This window comes from Paenibacillus sp. MBLB1832, from assembly GCF_032271945.1.
Classification (GTDB): domain Bacteria; phylum Bacillota; class Bacilli; order Paenibacillales; family NBRC-103111; genus Paenibacillus_E; species Paenibacillus_E roseopurpureus.
In genome coordinates this window covers 3,815,665-3,836,654 of the sequence record NZ_CP130319.1, presented here as the reverse complement: position 1 = coordinate 3,836,654, position 20,990 = coordinate 3,815,665, and the positions used below count along the sequence as shown (strand labels likewise).

The window sequence follows — 20,990 nt, the reverse complement described above, 5'->3', positions numbered from 1 at the left end:
TTTCTAGTTACGGGGTGTGTGTATGGATCGTGGAATGTATTTTTCGTATTTGAAGAATCGCACGCAACCCCAATTTCGATTGGGCGGCAGTAGTGAATACGGATGTGGAGACGTGGCCTTTTCCCAAGGGTCCGCGCTATTTTATGCTGATGCCGGATATATTCCATGACGGCATATCTGTAGATGCCGCTTCCTGGAGGTCCGGGAGGACGGTCGAGTGGCGGTCGGGCTCGCTTGCGAAATTGAAGCCGGACATGGTCGCTAGCTACGTCATCTGGAGCCCGATGCAGCACGTAATTACGATTGAACGATAGGAGGAACAAGGCATGCAATATACCGAGTTTGGACGTACCGGGCTGCGGGTCTCGCGCCTCGGTCTTGGGGGAGCTCCGCTAGCGGGCGATTTCGGCCCTACCGACGAGCGAGAGGTCGAGCTGATGATTCATGAAGCGATTGACGGAGGTATCAACTTTGTTGATACGGCAGTGAAATATGGAAACGGGGAATCGGAACGAAGAATCGGGAATGCGCTGCGTGGCGGTAGACGAAATCAGATTGTACTCACGACGAAGGCAGTGGGGAATCATGGCGATTTCAGCTACGCGAGCACGATTGAGTCAGTCGAAGGAAGCTTGCAGCGGCTGAAGACCGACTGGGTCGATCTGCTGCAAATTCACGACGCTGAGCGAACATCGTTCGAGATCGTGATGGAGGAAACGCTGCCTGCGCTCGAGAAGCTGCGAGAGCAAGGAAAGCTTCGCTTCATCGGCATCTCCACCCGTCGCTTGCCTCTACTTATGCAATATGTGCAAACAGGCCGTTTCGACAGCATCCAATTCTATGTGCGCTATATGCTCATCGATCATTCTGCGAAGGATGAGCTGCTGCCGCTTACCCAGGAATATGGGCTTGGCGTCATCAATGGCAGTGTGCTGAGCATGGGGCTGCTCGCCGATACGCCTGCGAAGTTCCTTAAGCCGGATATCATTCAGGAGGCACAGGAGCGCATGGAAAAATTGCGCTTCCTTCGACGCGGGGAGCCGTATGGTCTTGTCGAGCCTGCCATGCGGTTCAGCTTGACGCAACCGGCGATTCATGTAACGCTCACCGGTGCCTCGACGCGCGAGGTACTGCGCACGAATATGGCGTATTGTGATGGACAAGGACTGGCGCCGGACGATCAGGCACGGGTGTTTGAGCTTTTTGCCGGACAGCAGTTGTTTCAAGACTAGGAGGATACCCAGATGCGAGAAGAGTGGAAGAGCGTTCCTCTGGTCGAAGCGAAGGAACGAGTCATTGCGCCCTCTTGGGCGCTGCAGCAGCAAAGGATGTTCGACACATTGAATAAAGCGGCGAAGGAGATTGAGCAGCGGTACACAACGGCGGAAACTACTGGCTTTAACACGCAAGCGGATGCGATAGAACGGACTTCAGTGAATAGCAAGTGGCTTGCGGACCTTCCTCCAGCCGAGCGCTCGATTAAGCTCCGCATCGGGATGGAGCGCTACATGAATAGGCCCTGCTACGACATGCCTTGGTCGAATCCTTTCATTGGTGACCCATTGCTAAGCGGCAGGCAGTCAAAGAGGGGGGCTATCCATTGACCTACATTGATACCCATGTTCACTTCTGGAAACCGGCGCGCGGCGACTACGGCTGGCTCAAGCCAAGCAACGAGCTGATGTACCGCGACTATTTGCCTTGGCAGCTGCTCCCTCACCTTCAAGAGCAAGGTGTGGAGGGGGTCATAGCAGTTCAGGCGGCGTTTACGGCGGAGGAGACGGAGTTTCTGCTCGAGCTTGCCGAAGAGAACCCAGTCATTATGGGGGTTGTCGGCGGGCTCGACCCGCTTGCGGCAGATTTTGCGGAAAAGCTCGAACGACTGAGCGCACACGAGCGCCTCGTAGGTCTGCGCTTTAACGGAGAATTCTTCGCCTCTTCGGCGGTGGCGGATCCTCTTCGCCGGTTGGAGCGGACCGGACTGACAATCGATGTGTTGACCGGTCCGGAGCAAATGGAAGCGGTGTACGCGCACTTGCGTCACGTTCCGGAGCTGAAGGCTGTAGTGAACCATCTTGGGAATCCCTTGGGAGGAAGCACTGACCTGTGGCGCCAAGGAATCGAGCGACTTGCCGAACTGCCGGAGGTTAGGGTCAAGCTATCGGGTATGATTACCCAAAGCGGAGCGGAGTTCAACCTGGAAGCGCGGGGTGAACGGTTGAAGCAGTACGTAGGTGATCTTTTGCGTACATTCGGTACGGAACGGCTGATGTTCGGCAGCGATTGGCCCGTGGCACTGCATGGCGGGGCCTATAAGGATGTTATACGGCTGTTTGAATCGTTCATAACCGAGGCTGTCTCTGTACAGGAACGACAGGCGATTCGTAGTATTAATGCCCGTGCCGTTTATGGTCGAGCAAAAACTCGAGCAAAGTCATCCTAGTTAATAGGGTTACGAGGAACACCAATATTTCATCTCATTGTTAGTTATGCGATTTTCTTCAACAATGAGGACTTAGCAGTGGATATAAAGGTGGCACGACTAACGTCAAGCTTTCAGGACGGGCTTGCAAAGGAGAACACCGATGCAACGTACCATGTACTTATCCAGGCTGTGCCCCAATTGCGACGATAAATATATGCATAACCTACTCCTTCCCTGACCACGGTAGATGCTACAGGCTTGGTGATAACGGTTGGGTCAGGTGATGCGGGGATATCGGCAACAACCGTTTCGGGAGGACAAGTAGCGACGGATAATTTTCATGTACGATACCTAAGGATTGGGCCTTTTCAAAAAGGAGCGCCTCAGTATGATGGGTTTGTCCCGGGTGTTAACCCAACACCATCAAGGAGGCGCTCTTTTTATGGAGTTTGAACAACGCACTATAATCCGAAACAATCGATCAGCCGTCAAGATATGATCAGCTTCCTCTCACGAGCTCTCGAGTTGAAGGGAATCATTACTGGAGACGCCTCGGGGACATCTCTCACATCCTTCACAGATGCCAATGAAGTGGCGACCTATGCCTTGAAGCCATTTCAGCAGAAGTGTAAGATAAATAGAATGTTAAGGAAGCGTTTACCCCGATGAGGGCCGAAGCCGAAGTGAACCGAGCCATGATTTAGGCAGGACAATAAATCGTCAGTGTCGCTTGTGATCGCTTTTCCAGTCGCAGCAGAGAGTAAGCGCGTCATGAAAAGAAGGAACGTTACCATGCACGCTACTTTGCACAAATTGATCTATAAATATCCTGAATTGGAAGGTTGCTTGCCTCCTATTGAACAAGCTGTCGCGTTGATGACTGAGTCGTACCGAAGCGGCGGCCATACATTAGTTTGCGGCAACGGCGGCAGCGCTTCGGATAGCGAACATATTGTCGGCGAGCTTATGAAAGGCTTTATGCTGAAACGTCCTATTCCAGCGGACATACGAAGCCAATGATACATTACAATCTGTTGATTATCAGCCAGAACTACGTGCGGAGATTACCGAAGAAGGCGATAGCTTCTTCCATGTGTCAGCAGGGGAGCCGACGCGTATTGTTCTACGAAAAGAGAACTTATCCAAATCTTCTATATACACCTTGACAAATAGTCCTAGAGAGATTAGCTCTCGATAGGACTATTTAACTTGCGCCCGAGTTTTTTTCGTATAGTAAAGTCGCTACGTTAAACCCATTAAAAAGGTGCCAAAAACTTTCCTAACCAATTAAAAATAATCCATTCCGTTACAAATATCATTTTGTTAAATTGAATGTATCACAACACAGGAAGGATGAGGGTATGGACGCCTACCGGAGGAATCGAAAGGCAATCCTATTATTTTTGCTGCCAGCCTTATTCATTTATACATGCTTAACGATGCTGCCCATCCTAGCTTCTTTTGGATTTGCCTTCACGAGCTGGCATGGCATTACAGGCGAAGCGATCAAGTATGCAGGAATCAGTAATTTCACCAAGCTGCTTAAGGATGAATTCTTTTGGATTTCGCTTAAAAATATTGCCTTGTTCATGGTGCTCACTTTGGACATCCAAATTCCAGTCGGCTTTGTTGCTGCACTGCTATTGAGCAAAGGCCTAAAGTTTTCCAAGATGTTTAGGACGATTATTTTTCTGCCGCAAATTGTTTCAATCACAGCCACAAGCCTGATTTGGTATTTTATTCTATTGCCTAATGACGGTGTTTTAACCACGCTGCTGACAATGATTGGGTTCGGGGAATATGCCAGAAATTGGCTTGTTGATTCACATACGGCGATGGTATCGATCATTCTAGTAAACGCATGGATTGGCGTTGGCTTTCATATGACGGTCTTCTCCGCGGCCATTGCTGGTATTCCCAAGGATATTGAGGATGCTGCACAAATTGACGGAGTAACAGGTCTGAAGCGTATTGTATCCATCATCATTCCGCTAGTTTGGGAGAGTATGAAGATCTGCGTGATAATCGTTGTCACCGCGGTATTGAAAGCGTTTGATGTGGTATTTGTTATGACGCAGGGCGGGCCGAACGGCTTGACGCAGGTACCGACAACGCTGCTGTACGATCAGGCTTTCCGCTATGATAATTATGGAATCGCAAGTGCGATATCCATACTCATTTTTTTGCTTAGTATTTCGATAACCATCCTCAGCTTGAAGATTCTTCAACGAGATACACTTGAATACTAAACGCAGCTGTTGTTGAAAGGAGAAAAGGATGAAACGAATTTATACACTCGCGATTTATATATTTTTTCTATGTACAACGGCCATTTTTCTGTATCCGATCTATTTTCCTATAGCGTCATCGATGAAAGGGAATACAGAGATCTTTTCGAGCCCCTTTGCCCTGCCGACTTTGTTTAAATTCGAAAACTATCTACAAGCCTGGCAAGTGGCCAAAATTGGTCTTGATTTTCGAAATAGTATGCTCCTGTCAACCGGTACGGTTGTCCTTTGCCTGCTTGTATCCAGTATGGGCGCATACATTTTGTCCCGATTCCGTTTTAGAATCAAATCTTTGATCTATGTGTACTTTTTAATCGGAATGATGATTCCTATTCAATCAACCATTCTGCCGCTCACCTATATCATTGGCAAATTGCAATGGACGGATAACTATTTGGTCATCGTTTTATTATTCGTGACAACGAATTTACCCATTGCCATTTTTATTCTAACAGGGTTTATGTCTCAAATTCCTACCACGCTAGAGGAGTCCGGTATTATGGACGGAGCTGGCATTCTGACCATTTTCTCTACGATTATCATTCCATTATCTACACCTGCCATCGCTACGGTAAGTATTTTTGTCTTTCTGCAATCATGGAACGATTTGCTTATTCCTTTAATTTTCATACATAAGCCCAATCTCCAGAGCATTTCATTAGGTCTACTTTCATTTAAAGGTCAATACGGCACGGAATATGGTGCTTTGATGGCAGCAATGGTGATATCTATCGTGCCTCCCTTAGCAGTTTATATGGCTGCACAAGAAAAGGTACAGTCAGGATTAACAGCTGGTGCAGTGAAAGGATAACCTTTACAATAGGTATAAAAGGTTATTATTCGATGTGAGGGGAACTTGATGACAATCCGAGCCTGGTACCTTAATTTATCCATTCGACGCAAAATGTACGTTGCCAATGTGATTTTTATCCCTCTGTTGATCCTCATTGTCGTCTTTAGCAGAATCTCATCGGACTCGGTTATTAAAAATAAGATTTCAAGTTCCATCCAGAGTCTCGATCTGATCACTAAAAGCATGGTTCCTTTAGTGGAACATGACGAAGAGCTTTCGAGAACGATCGTGTCAAACAGTCAGGTACAGGATTTTCTGAAAAATTATGCCCAGATGGATGCCAATGAACGCTATCGCCAACAAATGGTCATTGGATCTTTGTTCGATAATTTGGTGAGTAAAGGGACGAATATCTCTTCCATCGAGTTGTATGGTCTTGATCAATCCATCGTCACATCAAGGAATATAACGGTTGATGCTAATCGTAATTTTATCCGGAGTGATTTTTTTAAAAGTTTGAAACTTGAGTACGGTAAGGTGCTTTGGGTCTATCAACCGAATGAAGAGAGTAATCCTGGTCAAGCTTCCATATATGCTCTGCGCGAGATTTACGACTATATGACAGGTGAGCTTTTCGGTTATATCAAATTAAATATCAAGGAATCGATTATTGCTAGCTTATATGCGGACGTAAAGATTGGAGACACCGGCCACCTCTTCGTTGTTAATCAAACTGGTACCATTGTTTCCTCCTCTGATAGGCTGGAGCTATCTCACAGCATTGCACAAACGGAGGAATTCAACTGGCTGCAAGCGAATAATAGGCAAGGTAAAGTATTTAAAAAGAACGGTCAGAAATACCTCATCATCTCCAGCCCAATGACGTATTTATCCTGGTATGTGATTGGTACGGTTCCTTACCATGATTTTATTAGAGATACGAACGGTCTAAGCAATCAAATTCTGTGGATAGGCCTATTGGGCTTGCTATTTCAAATCTTGATCTCTAGCTTTATTTCCCGTTCCATCACGACCCCTATCTTAAAGTTAAATCGATCCATGCTGGAGACGGGGTTGGGCAATTTCAAGAATCAACTTCATGTAGGCAGCCGTGATGAAATTGGAAGGATCGCTCTCACCTATAATACGATGGTGGGGCGGATTTCAGAGCTTATTGACGAAGTTTATGCGAAGCAACGTGAGAAACGTGATCTGGAACTTCATTTATTACAGTCCCAAATCAAGCCGCATTTTCTATATAACACACTCGAGAGTATCTGTTCGCTCATACAGCTTAAGCAGGAAAGCCAAGCCATTGTCATGCTTAAATCGTTATCGATGTTCTACAAAACCGTGTTGAACAAGGGGAAAGAAGTCATCTCTATTAGAGAAGAAATTGAAATTGTGCACTACTACCTGACGATTCTTCAAATTCGGTATAAGGGCAAATTTGAGGTTATCATGGAGATCGACGAGGCCATTATGGACTTCTCAATTCTCAAATTATCGCTGCAGCCTTTGGTTGAAAATGCGATATACCATGGCATCCGCAACAAACGAGGCCCCGGTTTGATTACAATAAGAGGCAGCATGATTGATAATAAAGTCAAAATTTCTGTCATTGATGATGCCAACGGTTTTAATCCAGAGGAAATATCCAAAATTCTCACGCAGGAATCCACAACAATGAATACGCTAAAAGGCTTTGGATTGCCGAACGTGAATGAACGAATTCAACTGTTTTGCGGAACGGAATTCGGGCTATACTTAAGCAACGAACCAGCGGGCGGAGCACGTGTGGATATTTTACTCCCTAAACTCTTAGTGAGTTCTAATCAACTAATTTCAAGAGGTGAGGTCAATGATCCCTATACTTCTGGTGGAAGATGAGTATTTAATACGTGAATTGATCAAAGCCTCTATCGATTGGAACGGCTGCGGATTCGAGATTGTGGAAGAAGCGGAAGATGGTGAGGAGGCGCTGCTGCTTCTGGAAAATTCCAAAGCTCAGTTACTGCTTGTAGATATTAATATTCCCATCATGGATGGCATGCAGTTAACACGACTTGTAAAGGAAAAGTATCCGAATAAGCAAATTATCATTATTACAGGTTACAGTGAATTCGAATACGCTAAGACGGCTTTAGAACTAGGTGTATCCAACTATATGCTGAAGCCTATTGACCCCGAGGAGCTGCAGGGCTGCTTGAGAAAAGTAAAGGCAGAAATAGAGAAAAGACATTATATACATAACTTGGAGGATAAGGTCAAGTCAGGATTCGAGATGCACAAGAGTGCGTTCCTAGCATCGATCCTCCAAAACGCAAACCATTTCTCTAAGGAACAGATTGAAGAGTCTTTACAAACTTATCAGATAGATCTGGATCCTGTGCAGCTGCAGGTTATTGTCATTGAAATTGACTATATGACGTATAAGTGGATGAACGAAAAGGAAAGACGATTGTGGCAATTTGCTACGAAAAATGTGGCAGATGAAATTTTCGGGAAGCAATTCACGTATGTTTCGCATATAGGAAGCCTAAACCATATTGTTTATGTGATAAATAACAAGGATGAAACACGTTTAAAACAAGTCTGCGAAGAAGTGCTTAACAAAGTGAAATTCTATCTGAAATATACCGTTACCATCGGAATTGGTCTTCGCTACGAGGGGTATGAACAGATACACCGCTCCTACCAAGATGCGCTCTTAGCGTTGGAGAACAAATTTACCATGGGAGCCAATCAGGTATTGGATGCCTATGTAAGTCCCGTGTTTTCAAGTAATTCTATTGTCGATGCTCCACTCATGTTTAATAAGGAAGCCTTTATTATTGCTATCAAAATGGGACGAAACGATCTATGCCACAATCAGATTGACGATGTGTTCTCACAGATGGTGGGGGATGCCTTGTCGAAAGAAGTGGTTAAACAAATCTCACTGGATATCCTGATGGCCATCATGAAGGTAGTCGCTGAGAATCAAGTCATGCTTCCTGACTTGTTTTCCTGCCATCATGATTATTTTACTTTTATCCGAAGTCGAGAAACGATAGAAGATATTAGACTAACCTTATTGATGTTGGTTGAGGCAGTCGTCCAGCATTCCACACATAATCGTTCAAAAAATACAGTATTTATTGATCGAGCAAGGGAATACATTGAGCAGCACTATGCGAAGAGTGACCTTTCTTTGGAGGAAATCTCATCTTATGTAAGTATTAGTTCTGCTTATATGAGTACCATTTTCAAAAAAGAAATGGGTGTAGGCATGACCGAATATATAACGGAAATTCGCTTAAAAAAGGCCAAGGAACTTATCGATCTGCATGGCGAGACCAGCATCCAAGATATTGCGCTAAACGTTGGCTACATGGATGCCTATTATTTCAGTAAATGCTTTAAAAAAAGATTCGGTATTTCACCGAAAAATTATAGTGTACATTGAGAAAAATATTACTAATTATGTGAAAAGAAATCCATTCAGGATCCCGTTGGCTTCCTGTACCATAAAAGATGTAGAAAATAAGAGGAGGCCAACAACGTATGAAGAAAACTAGCAAATTGATTTCAAGCACAATTGTAAGCGTTCTAACCACAGCATTACTTGTATCCGGCTGTTCCAGTACGAAGTCTGAATCAACACCAGCAACAAAGACTGGAGCATCATCGCCTAGTGCCAAACCTGTGACCGTAACCCTTATGACCAGGGAATCCGGTGATACACCATCGGCCAAATTTATTGCCGAGGCAATCAAAGGGTTTACCGCTTTGCATCCGAACGTTAAGATCCAGGACGACTCCGTTGCAGACGAAGCTTCGTATAACAGCAAGTTGAAAGCGTCGATTGCTTCTGGCTCAACGCCTGATATTTTTTCTTTTGCAGGTGCAGTAAGCCTTTTGAATTATGCGAAGTCAGGAACGATTATGGATATTACACCATTGCTGGAAGATAAAGAGTGGGCGAGCAACTTATTACCTGGGATTACATCGCCATTTGATTTAACGGCTGCGGGGCAGAAAGGAATTTACTCCATTCCTTGGTCGATAAACTATGAACCTATTTACTATAATCCCGCTCTCTTTGAGAAAGCAGGAATTACGACACCGCCCGTCACCTGGGATGATCTGCTCGCCGCAATCGGCAAACTCAAAGCAGCCGGCATCACACCTTGGGCACTTGGAGGAAAGGATAGCTGGCGAGTCGGTCACATCCATACGTCCATCTTCTATAAGCTTGCAGGCGTCGAGTTGGCACAGAAAATTGGACTTCGACAAGCCAAATGGACGGACCCGGCTGTAGTGGAGACATTCCAGAAGGTCTTGGATCTGAAAAATGCTGGCGCGTTTGAGGAGAATTTCGAAGGTGTTAATTACGATTCTGAAAAAGCTTTGTTCTACACAGGGAAGGCTGCGATGACGCTGGATGGGACATGGCGTATTGGGGACATTCCTAAGGATCTGAAAGTGAAAGCATTCCCGTTCCCTTATTTTAAAGAGCATCCTGAATTCAAGGATCATGGTGTTAATTACCTAGCTCAATTTGTGTTAAATGGCAAAATGAAGGACGACGAGAAAGCTATGGCTATCGCATTCGTCAAGTATCTTACAAGCAAAAATGTGCAGCAATCACTGCTGGATAAGTATTCTCGCCTGCCTGCAATTAAAGATGCGGACACAAGCAAATTGGATGATTTGACGAAGAGCATTATTCAATCAGGTGGAACGATCAAGACGCCTGGATTAGATACCTTCTCCTATGATCCTTTATCCGCAATTGAGAATGCCTCCAAGGATGCCCTTATGGGGACCCTATTAGGAAAAACACCACAAGAGATGACACAGCAAGTACAGAAAATTATTGATAACGCGAAGTAAACGTCAAGACCGTAACTCCTTAGCATAGGGGTTACGGTCTTGTTTCAATTCGTTCTATTTCTATAATAACCAGGAGGACAGCCAACTCTCTTTTTGAATATCCTCGAAAAATAATAAATACTGTTAAAGCCGCACTCAAGACTAATCTTTTCAATACTGTCATGACTGTTAATTAATCGTACTTTAGATTCTTCCAGTCTTCTGGCGATAAGGTCCTCTTTAGGACTCGTATGGAAAAAGGTTTGATATAGCACGGTAAAACGTTCCGCACTTAACCGTACCAGATTCGCCATCCGTTCTACCGTCCAATCCTGTGCAAATTGTTCGTGAATCGTTGCTCTTGCCTCTATAAACTTCTGTTTAAATTCCCTTTCAGAGGGCGTATATTGCTCTAGTTCGATCTTCATCATGTGCTGTCGTCCAATCAGGCACATGACGTCTTGAATAAGAATGCCAATTTTTTGTTGCCAAAAAGGTTTTTTATGAGCAAGTTCCGATTCAATCGCGCGGAAATAAGCGGATAACAGATGTTTTTCGCCAGTTCGAATGAGGATATTGAGCGGAACTCCAAATTGGTTCGCAAGTTCTTTGATCCCTGTGCCTTCCATATGTATCCAATCATTACGAAATCCTTCCTTTTGTCCTTCTGGAGTTCCATGATACTGAGCAAACAAAGGATCGTGCAGTAAGCAGTCGCCGGGCTCACCGAACTCCATACCTGTAAGTGTACGGGTGAAGAAAGGTGTGGAAAAACACATTAACACAAAACAACCTTCACCATGAGGCCGATCAATGATGAAATCCGTCTGATGGGGGGTATCGATGCCAATTAAGGTAATGTTAGGAGTAAATAGCATTTGGACGTTATCTCCTTTTCATTTATCTGAAACAGCTTACAACTGAAAAGTTTAAAAGGTAGAATGATTAATTCATTTAAATTGATGTATATAGGGGTTACTATTAATTATATCACAATTGATTAGTTTAAACATCTGAAGGAGGGCGCACAGTATGAGAGCGTTAGTCTTACATAAACCAGGTGAACTAAAACTGGAACAAATACCGATTCCTTCTTGTGGAAGTAAAGAGGTACTCATCGAACTAAAGACTTCGTGTATTTGCAATGGATCTGATCCAGCTATTCTTGCTGGAGCTCATTGGGAAACCTTCCCCATTGTATTCGGTCATGAGGCTTGTGGGACGATTGTTGCCTGCGGTGACCAGGTGACACAATTCCAGATCGGTGATCGCGTTGCTTGGTGGTTTACGGTTGGTGCGTTCGCTGAATATGTGAGTGTCACTCCTGAACATGTGGCCATGGTCAAACTGCCGGAAACGATTAGTGACGATGAAGGGCCTTTATTTGAGCTTGCTGGCGCAGCCATCAGAGCTGTCGAGGCGGCAAAGATAAAGGCAGGTGATAAAGTCCTGATTGTAGGACTCGGACCAAGCGGACTTATTATGTCACAGCTGGCTAAGAATTTGGGAGCCAGTACAGTGATCGGTTGGGACCTATATGGCATGAGGAGAGAGCTTGGGTTACAACTCGGGTGCGATGGCGTATTTGATAATGGGGCTTGTTCCGTAAGGGAAGCTGTGATCAACCAATTCGGAGAAATGGATGTTGTGATTGATGCCTATGCGGACGATTTGCTTCCAGGCTCACCAACCCTCAATGATGCCATAGCTGTAATTCGGCAAGGTGGAACGCTCATTTCTTATGGTCATCCGCAGCAAGGAAGAATGATCGATATTTTCGATTTTCAAAAAAAACAAGTTATTATGCGCGGGCCTGTCAATGATATGCAGCTTGTTCGACTTTATTTCCAGAAGGCAGTCGACTATGCAGTGGAAGGGAAATTAAAATTGGCGCCGCTAATTAGCGGTAGGGTGAGCTTGGATCATGTAATGGATGGACTAGAACTTGTCATGAATCATCCAGAGACAAATTTGAAGATTCTAGTAGACATACAGTAGGGGGACGTATATGAAGTTGGCTATTTCCGGGCAGGTTTTCGCGGGAACATTAAATTTGGAGCATACACTAAAGACAATTAGCAAGTATGGGATAGATACGATTGAGATTTGGCCAGGGAACATCACACCGCTAGAAGAGGATGTATGTCCAGATGCGTATGAAGGACGAGATATTCCAGCAGCCAAAAAACTGCTCGATGAATATGGATTTAAGGTAAGTGCTGTGTCTATGTCAGCGGCTTTTCATAAAGTCATTTCAGCCGACCTAGATAAGTATGCGGCCGCATTACTTTATGCGGTAGAAGTTGCCAAAACGTTGGGGGCACAGTATGTCAACCACTATTGCTATAACCTGTCACTAGAGATTTCCCCCGATTTGGAGCGAATCAAGAAGGCTGTGACACCAGCCACACGCTTTGCGGAAAAGGAAGGCATCATTCTTTGTTTGGAGAATGAAGCCCACGATGCCACGCAGACCCCAGAGGGTATGCTGCATATCCTTCAAGCGATGGATTCACCGAATTTCAAGACCACGTTCGATGCCACGAATTATTACCAGGCAGGGCAAGAGAGTTTCCCTTATGCGTATGATTTGCTCAAGCCATATATCGCCTATGTGCATCTGAAAAATGGATGTGTATACAGACCTGAGCTAGGACATTCCGAGAAAAGTAAAGGTGCTGTCATGACAGGATCCCTTGCGCCTAACTATATCTACTATCCTCCGCTTCCTGAAGGAACTGTTAACATGGATGGTGTCCTGGCACGGTTGGAGAAGGATGGATACACCGGCTTTTGTATCATTGAGCCGCACACAAAGCCTGAATTGGCCGAGCATTATTTGCAAGTGGAAACTGCCTATGTAAGAGAACGAGGATATTTCTAAAAAAAACAATGAAGGGTAGGTAACGAAATGAAAGCAGCAATTCTTGAACAACCAGGTGTTCTTAAAGTGAAGGAGATCGAAATACCAACAATTAAAAGTGATGAGGTGTTACTGAAGGTTCAAGTTGCCTCCATTTGTAATGCTACGGACAATCATATTTATCATGGTGATTTTGATGGATATCATGATTTCTACCCGCAAATTCTGGGTCATGAGGTGGCTGGCGAAGTTGTTGAGTTGGGCTCAGATGTGAAAGATATTCGACTTGGTGAAATTATTGCCTTATATACACCTCGAGGGGCTTTCACCGAGTTTACTGTCGTAAGACCCACAGATGACCTCTGGGTCCGAGTACCAGAATCTATTCCGGTGCGAATCCGTTCTCTCGTTGAAATGTTCCACGGAGCTTATGTATCGGCTGTTCATCCCGCACAGATTAAACCTCATGAAACGGTACTTATTGTAGGTCAAGGTCCACTGGGGCTAACGGCAACGGCAACGGCAAAGCTTACAGCACACAAAGTGTTAACTGTCGATGTGCATGATTTCCGTGTGCGCAAATCGTTAGAAATTGGAGCTGATGTCTCCTATAATCGTTCGGTGATGACAACAGAAGACATTGTTGCAGCTGTGCTTAAAGAAACGGATGGTAAAGGAGCCGATGTCGTCGTGATGTGTATATCGGAGGATCGAAGCACGGAAAGAGATGCATTCGATATGGCTGTAAAGGCTTTGAAGCGCAAAGGAAGAATAACGGGGTTGTTCGTTGATGCGAAGGGGATTGAGAACAATCACCGATTAAATCCGAGATTATTGCTCCGTAAAGAAGCTACGTTCGCTCATACGTTGAATGAGGTATATGAGTCACAAGCAGATGAATTAAAGGCGTTCCAGTTTGCAGTTGATAAGGTTGCGGAGGGGAAGATCAATTTCGATGCGTTCGTCACACATGAGATCGGCTTTAGTGAACTGGAGTATGGCCTTGATTTGTGTGTCAACCATATGAATGAAGCTATTAAAGTTGTGTTGTATCCCAATCGATAGGAACTGGGAGATAAGGGGTGAGCGAAGCTTATGGTTCACTCTCGAGTTATGGACGTTCAGGCAGACTTATATGGAGAAGAACCGCTGGCTGCCCAGAGTATGTTTTACTTCAAGCCGCCAGGTGCTCGCGGGCAGGCGTTGCATCAGGATAACTTTTATTTGAAAGTTGAGCCAGGAACTTGCATTGCCGCTTGGACCGCAATCGATGCTGCTGATGAAGAAAATGGTGGCCTGCTTGTCGTGCCAAAGACGAATCAGGATGCCATTGTTTGTCCGGAATTTGCTGATTCAGCGGAGTCGTTCACTATGGCGCACATAACGTAGAGGGTTTCGCTAGGCTGTATAAAATTACAAATGATACGCATTATTTAAATGTAGCGAGAGTCCTTATGCACAATACGCAAAAATGCAGACCGCTTCCATAGAGGAAACGGACTGCTTTTTTGTTTCATATATGCTGTTGTTTACTGCTGTCATTTCGATACTGGAGCGGTGTTCTTCCTGAATATTCCTTGAATTTTTTACAGAAATAAGAGACGTTTGTGAGCCCGATTTGCTGACAAATCTCATACACTGAAATCGCACTGTTTTTCAGTAACCAACACGCCTGTCGCATTCTCCTGGCGATAACATATTGGGTAATGGTTGTGCCGGTCCATTGTTGAAACAGATGCGAAATATAGTAGGAAGTTAGATGTAATTCATCGCTGAGCACATTCAACTGAAATTCAGATGTATAGTTTTCTTCAATCCAATCCATAATTCTCTCGATATAACTAGGCGGAGTGGAAGCGCTCTGGGTTACAAGCTGCTCACACGCTGGCCATACGCTTTTGAGATAGTTCAGAAACCCAATAATGAACAGGCTGAATTCTTCCTGACGATCGGGATAAGAATCAGCTTGCGAAAGGTGTTGATAGTGCTTGAACATTACCTCTATCGGATTGTTTACTGGCAGTTGCGATAGTACTTGTACAGGTAAGTCTGCCTTCCAGATTTGTTGGAAAAAAGCCTTTAGTGCAGGGAAGTGCTGCAGATAAGCTTCAATTTCGAAAGGTTCAAAGGATAGAATGGATCTTGTGTAAGCGGCATTCTGATCAAGGGAGACTTTTGTGCCATGAAGTTGAAATGGTTGGAAATAGACAAGGGTTTGAGGTCTAATTTCAATCATTTTTTGATTAATAATGGCGTAGCCGTTTCCTTCATGAACGTATAGAAACTCCATGCCTTCATGACAATGAAAGATGTGCCAGTTCGTTTCAATGGTTGTCGTCTGATAAGAAAAATCATAGGACGTTTCTAACATGTTGTAGTTAAAACCCACTTGCAAATGTGCATTCATATTGAGATGTCTCTCCCTCCCGATAAATGACAACCTAACGGTATTTTAGCGCAATTTGCAGGTATTAGATAGCGTTATCTTCCGTGTATAATATGCGTATCAACCGTTTTCTAGGAGGGGAGTCTTACCAATGAAAAAAGTACACTATGAGTCTATTAAAGATGTAACCAAATATTCGCAGCAACCTCTGTTTACCAAAGCATTTATAGAGGATGCGCTTGCTTATATTTTAAAGAAAGTGGATCAAAATCTGGAAACGTTCACTTACAAATACCCAGCTCCCGCAAGTGTAAACAACGTATATCCTGCTATTGACAATGTAGAATGGACATCTTCCTTCTGGACAGGCATGCTTTGGCTAGCCTATGAGGTTACAGGGGATATGAAATACCGCCGTGTAGCAGAAATTCAATTAGCCAGCTACAAAAAGCGCGTCGATGAGCGAATTGAAACCGGTACGCATGATTTAGGTTTTTTGTACACGTTGTCTAGTGTGGCTGCCTTTAAATTGACGGGCAGTGAGGAGGCTAAGGAAATGAGTCTCAAAGCTGCTGATTTGTTGATGGAGAGATATTTTGAAAAGGCAGGTATCATTCAAGCTTGGGGCGCTCCAGATGACCCTGAGAACGGCGGACGGATGATCATTGATTGCTGTATGAATCTTCCGCTGCTCTTCTGGGCAAGCGAGATTACCGGCGATAAGAAGTATTATGATGCTGCCTATAGCCATGTCAAAATGGCCGAAACCTACATCGTAAGAGAAGACGCCTCCACGTATCACACTTATTTCATGGATATTTATACAGGAAAACCTAAGTACGGCAAAACGGTTCAGGGATACTCGGACACGTCTTGTTGGGCTAGAGGCCAAGCTTGGGGCATCTATGGTTTTCCACTCAGTTACAAGTATACAAGGGATTCAACATTGATTGACCTCGCCAAAAAAGTAGCTAACTATTATATGAATCGATTACCCGAGGATTCTGTTTCTTATTGGGATCTTATCTTTACTTCAGGACCTGAAGAGCGAGACAGCTCATCTGCGGCTATTGCAGCCTGTGGATTGATGGAATTAAGCAAAAGTCTGCCCTTATCGGATAACGACAAACGTATCTATGAAAATGCCGCTCTACATATTGTTAAATCGCTCGCAGAGCATTATACAAGCAAAGATGTCCTTGAATCTAACGGTGTATTACTTCATGCCGTATATGCAAAGCCCCACAATAAAGGAATTGATGAATGCAACATTTGGGGTGACTACTATTACTTTGAGGCGTTGGTTCGACTAAGCAAAGACTGGGAATTATATTGGTAAATAAGGAATCTTCCATTGCGACTCTTCGCTAACAGGTTCCTGTCCAGCGCGAGAACTTAGTGTAACCCAACTAGCTTGCTTTGCCAGCAATCGTTGACACACCACTTCCACTTCAGAGAGAGGGATACGAGGCTGCGGAGGTAAGTCCGCTGCCTCCTCCTGCATTGCCTTCGCTTTACGCTGTAAGGCATCAAGACAGGCGAGCATGATACGCTCGCCCTCGACAGGCGAAGCATTCCCTGCATCCGCGCCAGCGGCCAACTTCCCGCCAGAACCTGGAAGCTGCTCGAGTCGAATCAATGACAAATCAACCAGCTCAGGACGCAAGTACATGAGCTGGGAAATCTCGTATTTACCTGCATGATCACCCGTATATTGTCCATGAACGAGCTCGGGGTCGCTGACAACCCATACCTGAACAGAAGTGATCTCCATGAAGAGCTCAGCTGCTATGCGCAAATCTTCCTGATTGCCGCCACTATGCCCTGAGACAACAACAATGGCCTTGAAGCCCGCATTGACGAAGGCGCGCAGTTGGTACAGGAAGAATTGCAGCACAACATGAGGCGGCATGGAGGTCATGCGGGGATTCTCCTCCCCAACGACCTCCTCCAGCCAGCGGGCATGGTAGCCGGTTTCGTGAATATGATAGGCTTGTGTGGGCGCGACAATGCCGCCTACACGGCTAGCAGCCATCGCGCACAACCATTCCGCCTTCATCGTATCCAGCCCGAAAGCGCTAAACTGTCCGTGTGGTTCACAGATACCTAACGGCAAATAGACGATAGGACAAGCTTCGATGCGACGGTTAAATGCATGGGGAAACAGTTCTGACCATAGAACTGTTTCTTCGATTTTACCAGAATTTAGTATCATAGAAATTGCGCACCCATCTGTGGTATTTACGAATCTCTTCAAAAACTTCATTTGGCAATGGGGCCTTGTCTAGCGCGGCAATATTTTGATTCGCATACTGTGGGATATGCATCGAAACGAGCGCGGAGGTAACCGCAGGATGATGAAGCACGAATTTGAGTGCCAGCTCGGCAAGATTGTCTGCGAATTCCGGAATGAACTTCCGCAGGCGATCGACTCGCTCGATGTACATGGCACGCGGAACATAATCGAAATAAGTTTTGCGGTAATCGCTGTCTGTGAAAGTCGTATCTTCTGTCAGGAAACCGGTCAAACCGCCTTCGTCCATCACACAGCGAGCGAGAAAAGCAACGTTATGCTCTTCGCAGAAAGGCAGAAGGCAGTCGAGTGGAAGCGGATCGAAGATATTGAAGACTGTCTGCACGGCATCAATTGCACCACTTCGAACAATCGAAAGCGCAATATCATGCCGCTGATCCGGGATGGAAATGCCGATGTAACGAATTTTGCCTTCATCCTTGAGACGGAGCAGTTCTTCCATCCAATAATCGGAACGATCCCATTGCGGCCAGTATTGATGAAGCTGGATAAGATCAATAACCTCAACCCCGAGCTCTTTCAGGGAGAGCTCCGTGCTTCCGCGCAGCCACCCTTCAGGATACGCCGATTCAATCGGAATATGCGTACCCCAGCCAATGGAGCCTGGACCTAGCGATTGCACTTTGGAAGCGAGAAAGGGCTTTGTGCCTTTCCACTCTTTGAGTGCTTTTCCTAGAATACGTTCGGAATCCCCGTAAGCACGCGCTGTGTCGATAAAGTTAACGCCTTGTTCAAGACAATTTAGAACGCTGTTGATCAAATCCTTCTCATCATGTGTGCCAAATGAACCACCAAGCCCCATGGCACCGAATCCAAGCCGCGATACTTGATCCGTTTCGGATCGGAATGCATTATATTTCATGAGATGTACGCTCCTTTGTTATTGAAATATCGAATGTCCATTTCGTTTGACTCATAGCGGGGACCGACTTCACTTTATTCATGACGCTAGCGATATATACATCGTCCAAATACCCCGTTGCAGGTTCTAAAGCAAACGTATAATCACCATTAAAAGCGCCATAATTCGCCCAAACTGCCAAGTAGGGGACATCTTCTGGGGAAAATGAGTAGCCTAACGTTTCTCCAGACGCTGGATCGAAAATACCTGTGTGCCCATCGGTGAGATCCCCTTCAAACCAGTATTTTTCCGCATGCTCGCCAAGATTAGGCTCAATGACGGATAGATTAACAGCGGTTCCGTTAACAAAAGGGAATGATGAACGCCCATATGCCCGTTCAGTCAGCCGATTCTGATGCGAATACTGATATTGCACGGTGTCCAAATTATCGGGAACCAGCAATTGCATCCCAGGACTCACCGCCAGCAAATTGTGGGCGCACCACAGATAGGAGAAGGGATAAGGAGTCGGATTATGTACTTCATAGGTGGTATATAGTGTGCCACCGCTAATCGTATACGTTTTGGCAAATTGGTAAGGCACTTTCACGCCGTGAACCCACATGCGTAATCGATCTTTATGAAGCTCAAAATCCCAAGGCAGCGTCCACACTTCGCCATGATCCGGATATTCCGTCCCACGCCACGGGTGATCAGGACAAGGGCATGCCAGAATAGTTGGAAACATTTCGTCCCAGCCGCTGCGATCCCCTTCGTCCCACATCATGCCGTATGTCAACGGCTTCCAGGGCACCTCCGTTTGGAAAGCCCATTCTTTTCCAGAAGATTTGCTGATGAAAGAAACTAGCTTGCCTCCCCGGCCAGGTACGATCTCTACACGCAGCTCGGAAGTTTCGCCAACGACGCTGCACATGCCTTTGTACTCGGATTCCTGCCATGTACCATCGCTCAATTAGCTCAACTCCTTTAGCAGCGCTTTCAACTTGAGACCAGGTGCGGCCAAAACCACTGGATCCAGAACTGCACGCTTCACGATGAGCATTTCCGCGAGCTTAATCTCTTTGGCAATCCCCGCGCCAATGCCGCTTGCTGCTGCCAATCGATGCTCGTCATCCAGATGGAAAAAGAATAAACTTTCGTCTTCGGTATGGCGCTGAACCGTCAGTGTACTGGCATCCGGCAGTCCAATCACCTGCAGCGTCTGCTCATATTGATCCGACCAGAACCACGGAATCGCCTCGTAAGGCTGATCTGCGCCCAACATATTCCGTGCGGCATGTGCGCCGCCCTCTTGGGCATTGCGCCACGCTTCCAATCGGATGCGCGTACCGCCGTACACCCCATGCGGAAATGCGCAGCAGTCTCCCGCAGCATAAATCGTTGGATCGCTCGTGGCGAGCCGATCATTCACGAGGATACCGTTGCCCACGTCCAGCCCGCATGCTGCGGCCAGACTGGTCTCCGGTATCGCCCCAATGCCCGCGATAATCGCGTCGCATCGCAACTCTTGACCATTGGCGAGTGTAATCCGCTGCTCGCCAGAGGCACTCTCTATGCGTTCGATGCCAACGCCCAGCTGGAAATTCACCCCAGCCTCCCGGTGACGAGCCTCCACGGCTTGGGCGATGCCCAGTGGAACACCGCGCATCAGAATGCGGTGACCTACCTCAAGGACGGTCACCTGACAGCCTCGCTCGCGAGCGCTCGCCGCTACCTCGAGGCCAATGAAGCCAGCGCCGATGACGACAAGTTGGCGGCCAGCCTCCAGCTTCGAACGGAGCCTCTCGGCATCCGCAAATGTTCGCAGCTCCATGACGCTAGTGGTATTAGAGCCTTCCAGCGTGAGCTTGCGCGGACTAGCGCCTGTCGCAAGAAGCAGCTTGTCATAGGCAATTTCCTGCCCATCAGCGAGCTGAACGATGTGGCGATCACGGTCAATCTTCACCGCACGCGCCTCGCGCACCCAAGTAATCGATAACTCTTCCAGCGTTTGCTCCTTTAAAATAAAAGCCGGTGCAGCCTCACTACCCAGAGCCAATGCTCCTTTGGATAATGGCGGACGCTCATAAGGCGCCAGATTTTCTTGACCAATGAGGGTGATAGGCCCCTGCCAGCCTTCCTCGCGGAGTGTTCGAGCCGCGCTGGCGCCAGTTTCCCCTCCGCCTATAATGACCATGCCACGTGTACTCACACTGTTCGCCC

General features: G+C 46.1%; 20 protein-coding genes and 1 pseudogene. 15 read left to right on the top strand and 6 right to left on the bottom strand.

Annotation, left to right across the window (positions count from 1 at the left end; all coding sequences use genetic code 11):
- Window positions 1-149: 149 nt before the first annotated feature.
- From MJB10_RS17290 to MJB10_RS17245, 10 genes are all read left to right on the top strand, one after another.
- Window positions 150-314 carry a hypothetical protein gene (locus MJB10_RS17290; protein ID WP_314796662.1) on the top strand — a complete coding sequence of 55 codons (165 nt, stop codon included), beginning with the start codon at window positions 150-152 and terminating at the stop codon, window positions 312-314.
- Between the two features lie 12 nt (window positions 315-326).
- Window positions 327-1,232: an aldo/keto reductase gene (locus MJB10_RS17285; RefSeq protein WP_314796661.1), complete on the top strand. Its 906-nt coding sequence runs from the start codon at window positions 327-329 to the stop codon at window positions 1,230-1,232.
- Between the two features lie 12 nt (window positions 1,233-1,244).
- Window positions 1,245-1,604, top strand: a complete 360-nt coding sequence (locus tag MJB10_RS17280) for a hypothetical protein (RefSeq protein ID WP_314796660.1) — start codon at window positions 1,245-1,247, stop codon at window positions 1,602-1,604.
- On the top strand, window positions 1,601-2,443 hold the full coding sequence (locus MJB10_RS17275) for an amidohydrolase family protein (RefSeq protein ID WP_314796659.1): 843 nt from the start codon (window positions 1,601-1,603) through the stop codon (window positions 2,441-2,443). The genes MJB10_RS17280 and MJB10_RS17275 overlap by 4 nt, the downstream gene beginning before the upstream one ends.
- Window positions 2,444-3,217: 774 nt before the next feature.
- Complete coding sequence (locus MJB10_RS17270; RefSeq protein ID WP_314796657.1) at window positions 3,218-3,445, top strand: SIS domain-containing protein; 228 nt, start codon at window positions 3,218-3,220, stop codon at window positions 3,443-3,445.
- Window positions 3,446-3,786: 341 nt separating this feature from the next.
- Window positions 3,787-4,674 carry a carbohydrate ABC transporter permease gene (locus MJB10_RS17265; RefSeq protein ID WP_314796655.1) on the top strand — a complete coding sequence of 296 codons (888 nt, stop codon included), beginning with the start codon at window positions 3,787-3,789 and terminating at the stop codon, window positions 4,672-4,674.
- A 28-nt stretch (window positions 4,675-4,702) separates the two neighbouring features.
- Window positions 4,703-5,524 (top strand): carbohydrate ABC transporter permease, encoded by an 822-nt coding sequence (locus tag MJB10_RS17260; RefSeq protein ID WP_314796653.1) that lies wholly within the window; start codon window positions 4,703-4,705, stop codon window positions 5,522-5,524.
- 48 nt (window positions 5,525-5,572) lie between these two features.
- Complete coding sequence (locus tag MJB10_RS17255; protein ID WP_314796651.1) at window positions 5,573-7,396, top strand: sensor histidine kinase; 1,824 nt, start codon at window positions 5,573-5,575, stop codon at window positions 7,394-7,396.
- Window positions 7,368-8,954: a response regulator gene (locus tag MJB10_RS17250; RefSeq protein ID WP_314796649.1), complete on the top strand. Its 1,587-nt coding sequence runs from the start codon at window positions 7,368-7,370 to the stop codon at window positions 8,952-8,954. Before MJB10_RS17255 ends, MJB10_RS17250 begins: the two co-directional genes overlap by 29 nt.
- Window positions 8,955-9,052: 98 nt before the next feature.
- Entirely contained in the window at window positions 9,053-10,384 is a 1,332-nt protein-coding gene (locus tag MJB10_RS17245; protein ID WP_314796648.1) for an extracellular solute-binding protein, read from the top strand.
- Between the two features lie 44 nt (window positions 10,385-10,428).
- Here MJB10_RS17245 and MJB10_RS17240 read toward each other — a convergent pair whose 3' ends face one another.
- Window positions 10,429-11,241 (bottom strand): helix-turn-helix transcriptional regulator, encoded by an 813-nt coding sequence (locus tag MJB10_RS17240; protein WP_314796647.1) that lies wholly within the window; start codon window positions 11,239-11,241, stop codon window positions 10,429-10,431.
- 154 nt (window positions 11,242-11,395) lie between these two features.
- Here MJB10_RS17240 and MJB10_RS17235 point away from each other — a divergent pair, with 154 nt between their 5' ends.
- The 4 genes and pseudogenes from MJB10_RS17235 to MJB10_RS17220 all read left to right on the top strand — a co-directional run.
- Window positions 11,396-12,361, top strand: coding sequence for a zinc-dependent alcohol dehydrogenase (locus MJB10_RS17235; protein ID WP_314796646.1), 966 nt, complete (start codon window positions 11,396-11,398; stop codon window positions 12,359-12,361).
- 10 nt (window positions 12,362-12,371) lie between these two features.
- Window positions 12,372-13,247: a sugar phosphate isomerase/epimerase family protein gene (locus MJB10_RS17230; RefSeq protein ID WP_314796645.1), complete on the top strand. Its 876-nt coding sequence runs from the start codon at window positions 12,372-12,374 to the stop codon at window positions 13,245-13,247.
- Between the two features lie 27 nt (window positions 13,248-13,274).
- Window positions 13,275-14,291: a zinc-dependent alcohol dehydrogenase gene (locus MJB10_RS17225; protein ID WP_314796644.1), complete on the top strand. Its 1,017-nt coding sequence runs from the start codon at window positions 13,275-13,277 to the stop codon at window positions 14,289-14,291.
- A gap of 30 nt (window positions 14,292-14,321) precedes the next feature.
- A pseudogene (locus tag MJB10_RS17220) lies at window positions 14,322-14,597 on the top strand (phytanoyl-CoA dioxygenase family protein); the annotation flags it as partial.
- A gap of 142 nt (window positions 14,598-14,739) precedes the next feature.
- Here the strand turns inward: MJB10_RS17220 and MJB10_RS17215 are convergent.
- Entirely contained in the window at window positions 14,740-15,633 is an 894-nt protein-coding gene (locus MJB10_RS17215) for an AraC family transcriptional regulator (protein ID WP_314796643.1), read from the bottom strand.
- Between the two features lie 130 nt (window positions 15,634-15,763).
- On the opposite strand from MJB10_RS17215, the gene MJB10_RS17210 reads away from it, so the two are divergent.
- Window positions 15,764-16,951, top strand: a complete 1,188-nt coding sequence (locus MJB10_RS17210; protein ID WP_314796641.1) for a glycoside hydrolase family 88 protein — start codon at window positions 15,764-15,766, stop codon at window positions 16,949-16,951.
- Here the strand turns inward: MJB10_RS17210 and MJB10_RS17205 are convergent.
- Genes MJB10_RS17205 through MJB10_RS17190 form a run of 4 tightly spaced genes read right to left on the bottom strand, consistent with a single transcriptional unit; the run spans window position 16,940 to window position 20,979 of the window.
- Window positions 16,940-17,827 carry a creatininase family protein gene (locus MJB10_RS17205; RefSeq protein WP_314796640.1) on the bottom strand — a complete coding sequence of 296 codons (888 nt, stop codon included), beginning with the start codon at window positions 17,825-17,827 and terminating at the stop codon, window positions 16,940-16,942. The two genes, MJB10_RS17210 and MJB10_RS17205, sit on opposite strands and share 12 nt — an antisense overlap.
- Window positions 17,808-18,788 carry an aldo/keto reductase gene (locus tag MJB10_RS17200; protein ID WP_314796638.1) on the bottom strand — a complete coding sequence of 327 codons (981 nt, stop codon included), beginning with the start codon at window positions 18,786-18,788 and terminating at the stop codon, window positions 17,808-17,810. Before MJB10_RS17200 ends, MJB10_RS17205 begins: the two co-directional genes overlap by 20 nt.
- Entirely contained in the window at window positions 18,778-19,740 is a 963-nt protein-coding gene (locus MJB10_RS17195; protein WP_314796637.1) for an aldose epimerase family protein, read from the bottom strand. Before MJB10_RS17195 ends, MJB10_RS17200 begins: the two co-directional genes overlap by 11 nt.
- Entirely contained in the window at window positions 19,741-20,979 is a 1,239-nt protein-coding gene (locus tag MJB10_RS17190) for an NAD(P)/FAD-dependent oxidoreductase (RefSeq protein ID WP_314796636.1), read from the bottom strand.
- Between the last annotated feature and the right edge of the window lie 11 nt (window positions 20,980-20,990).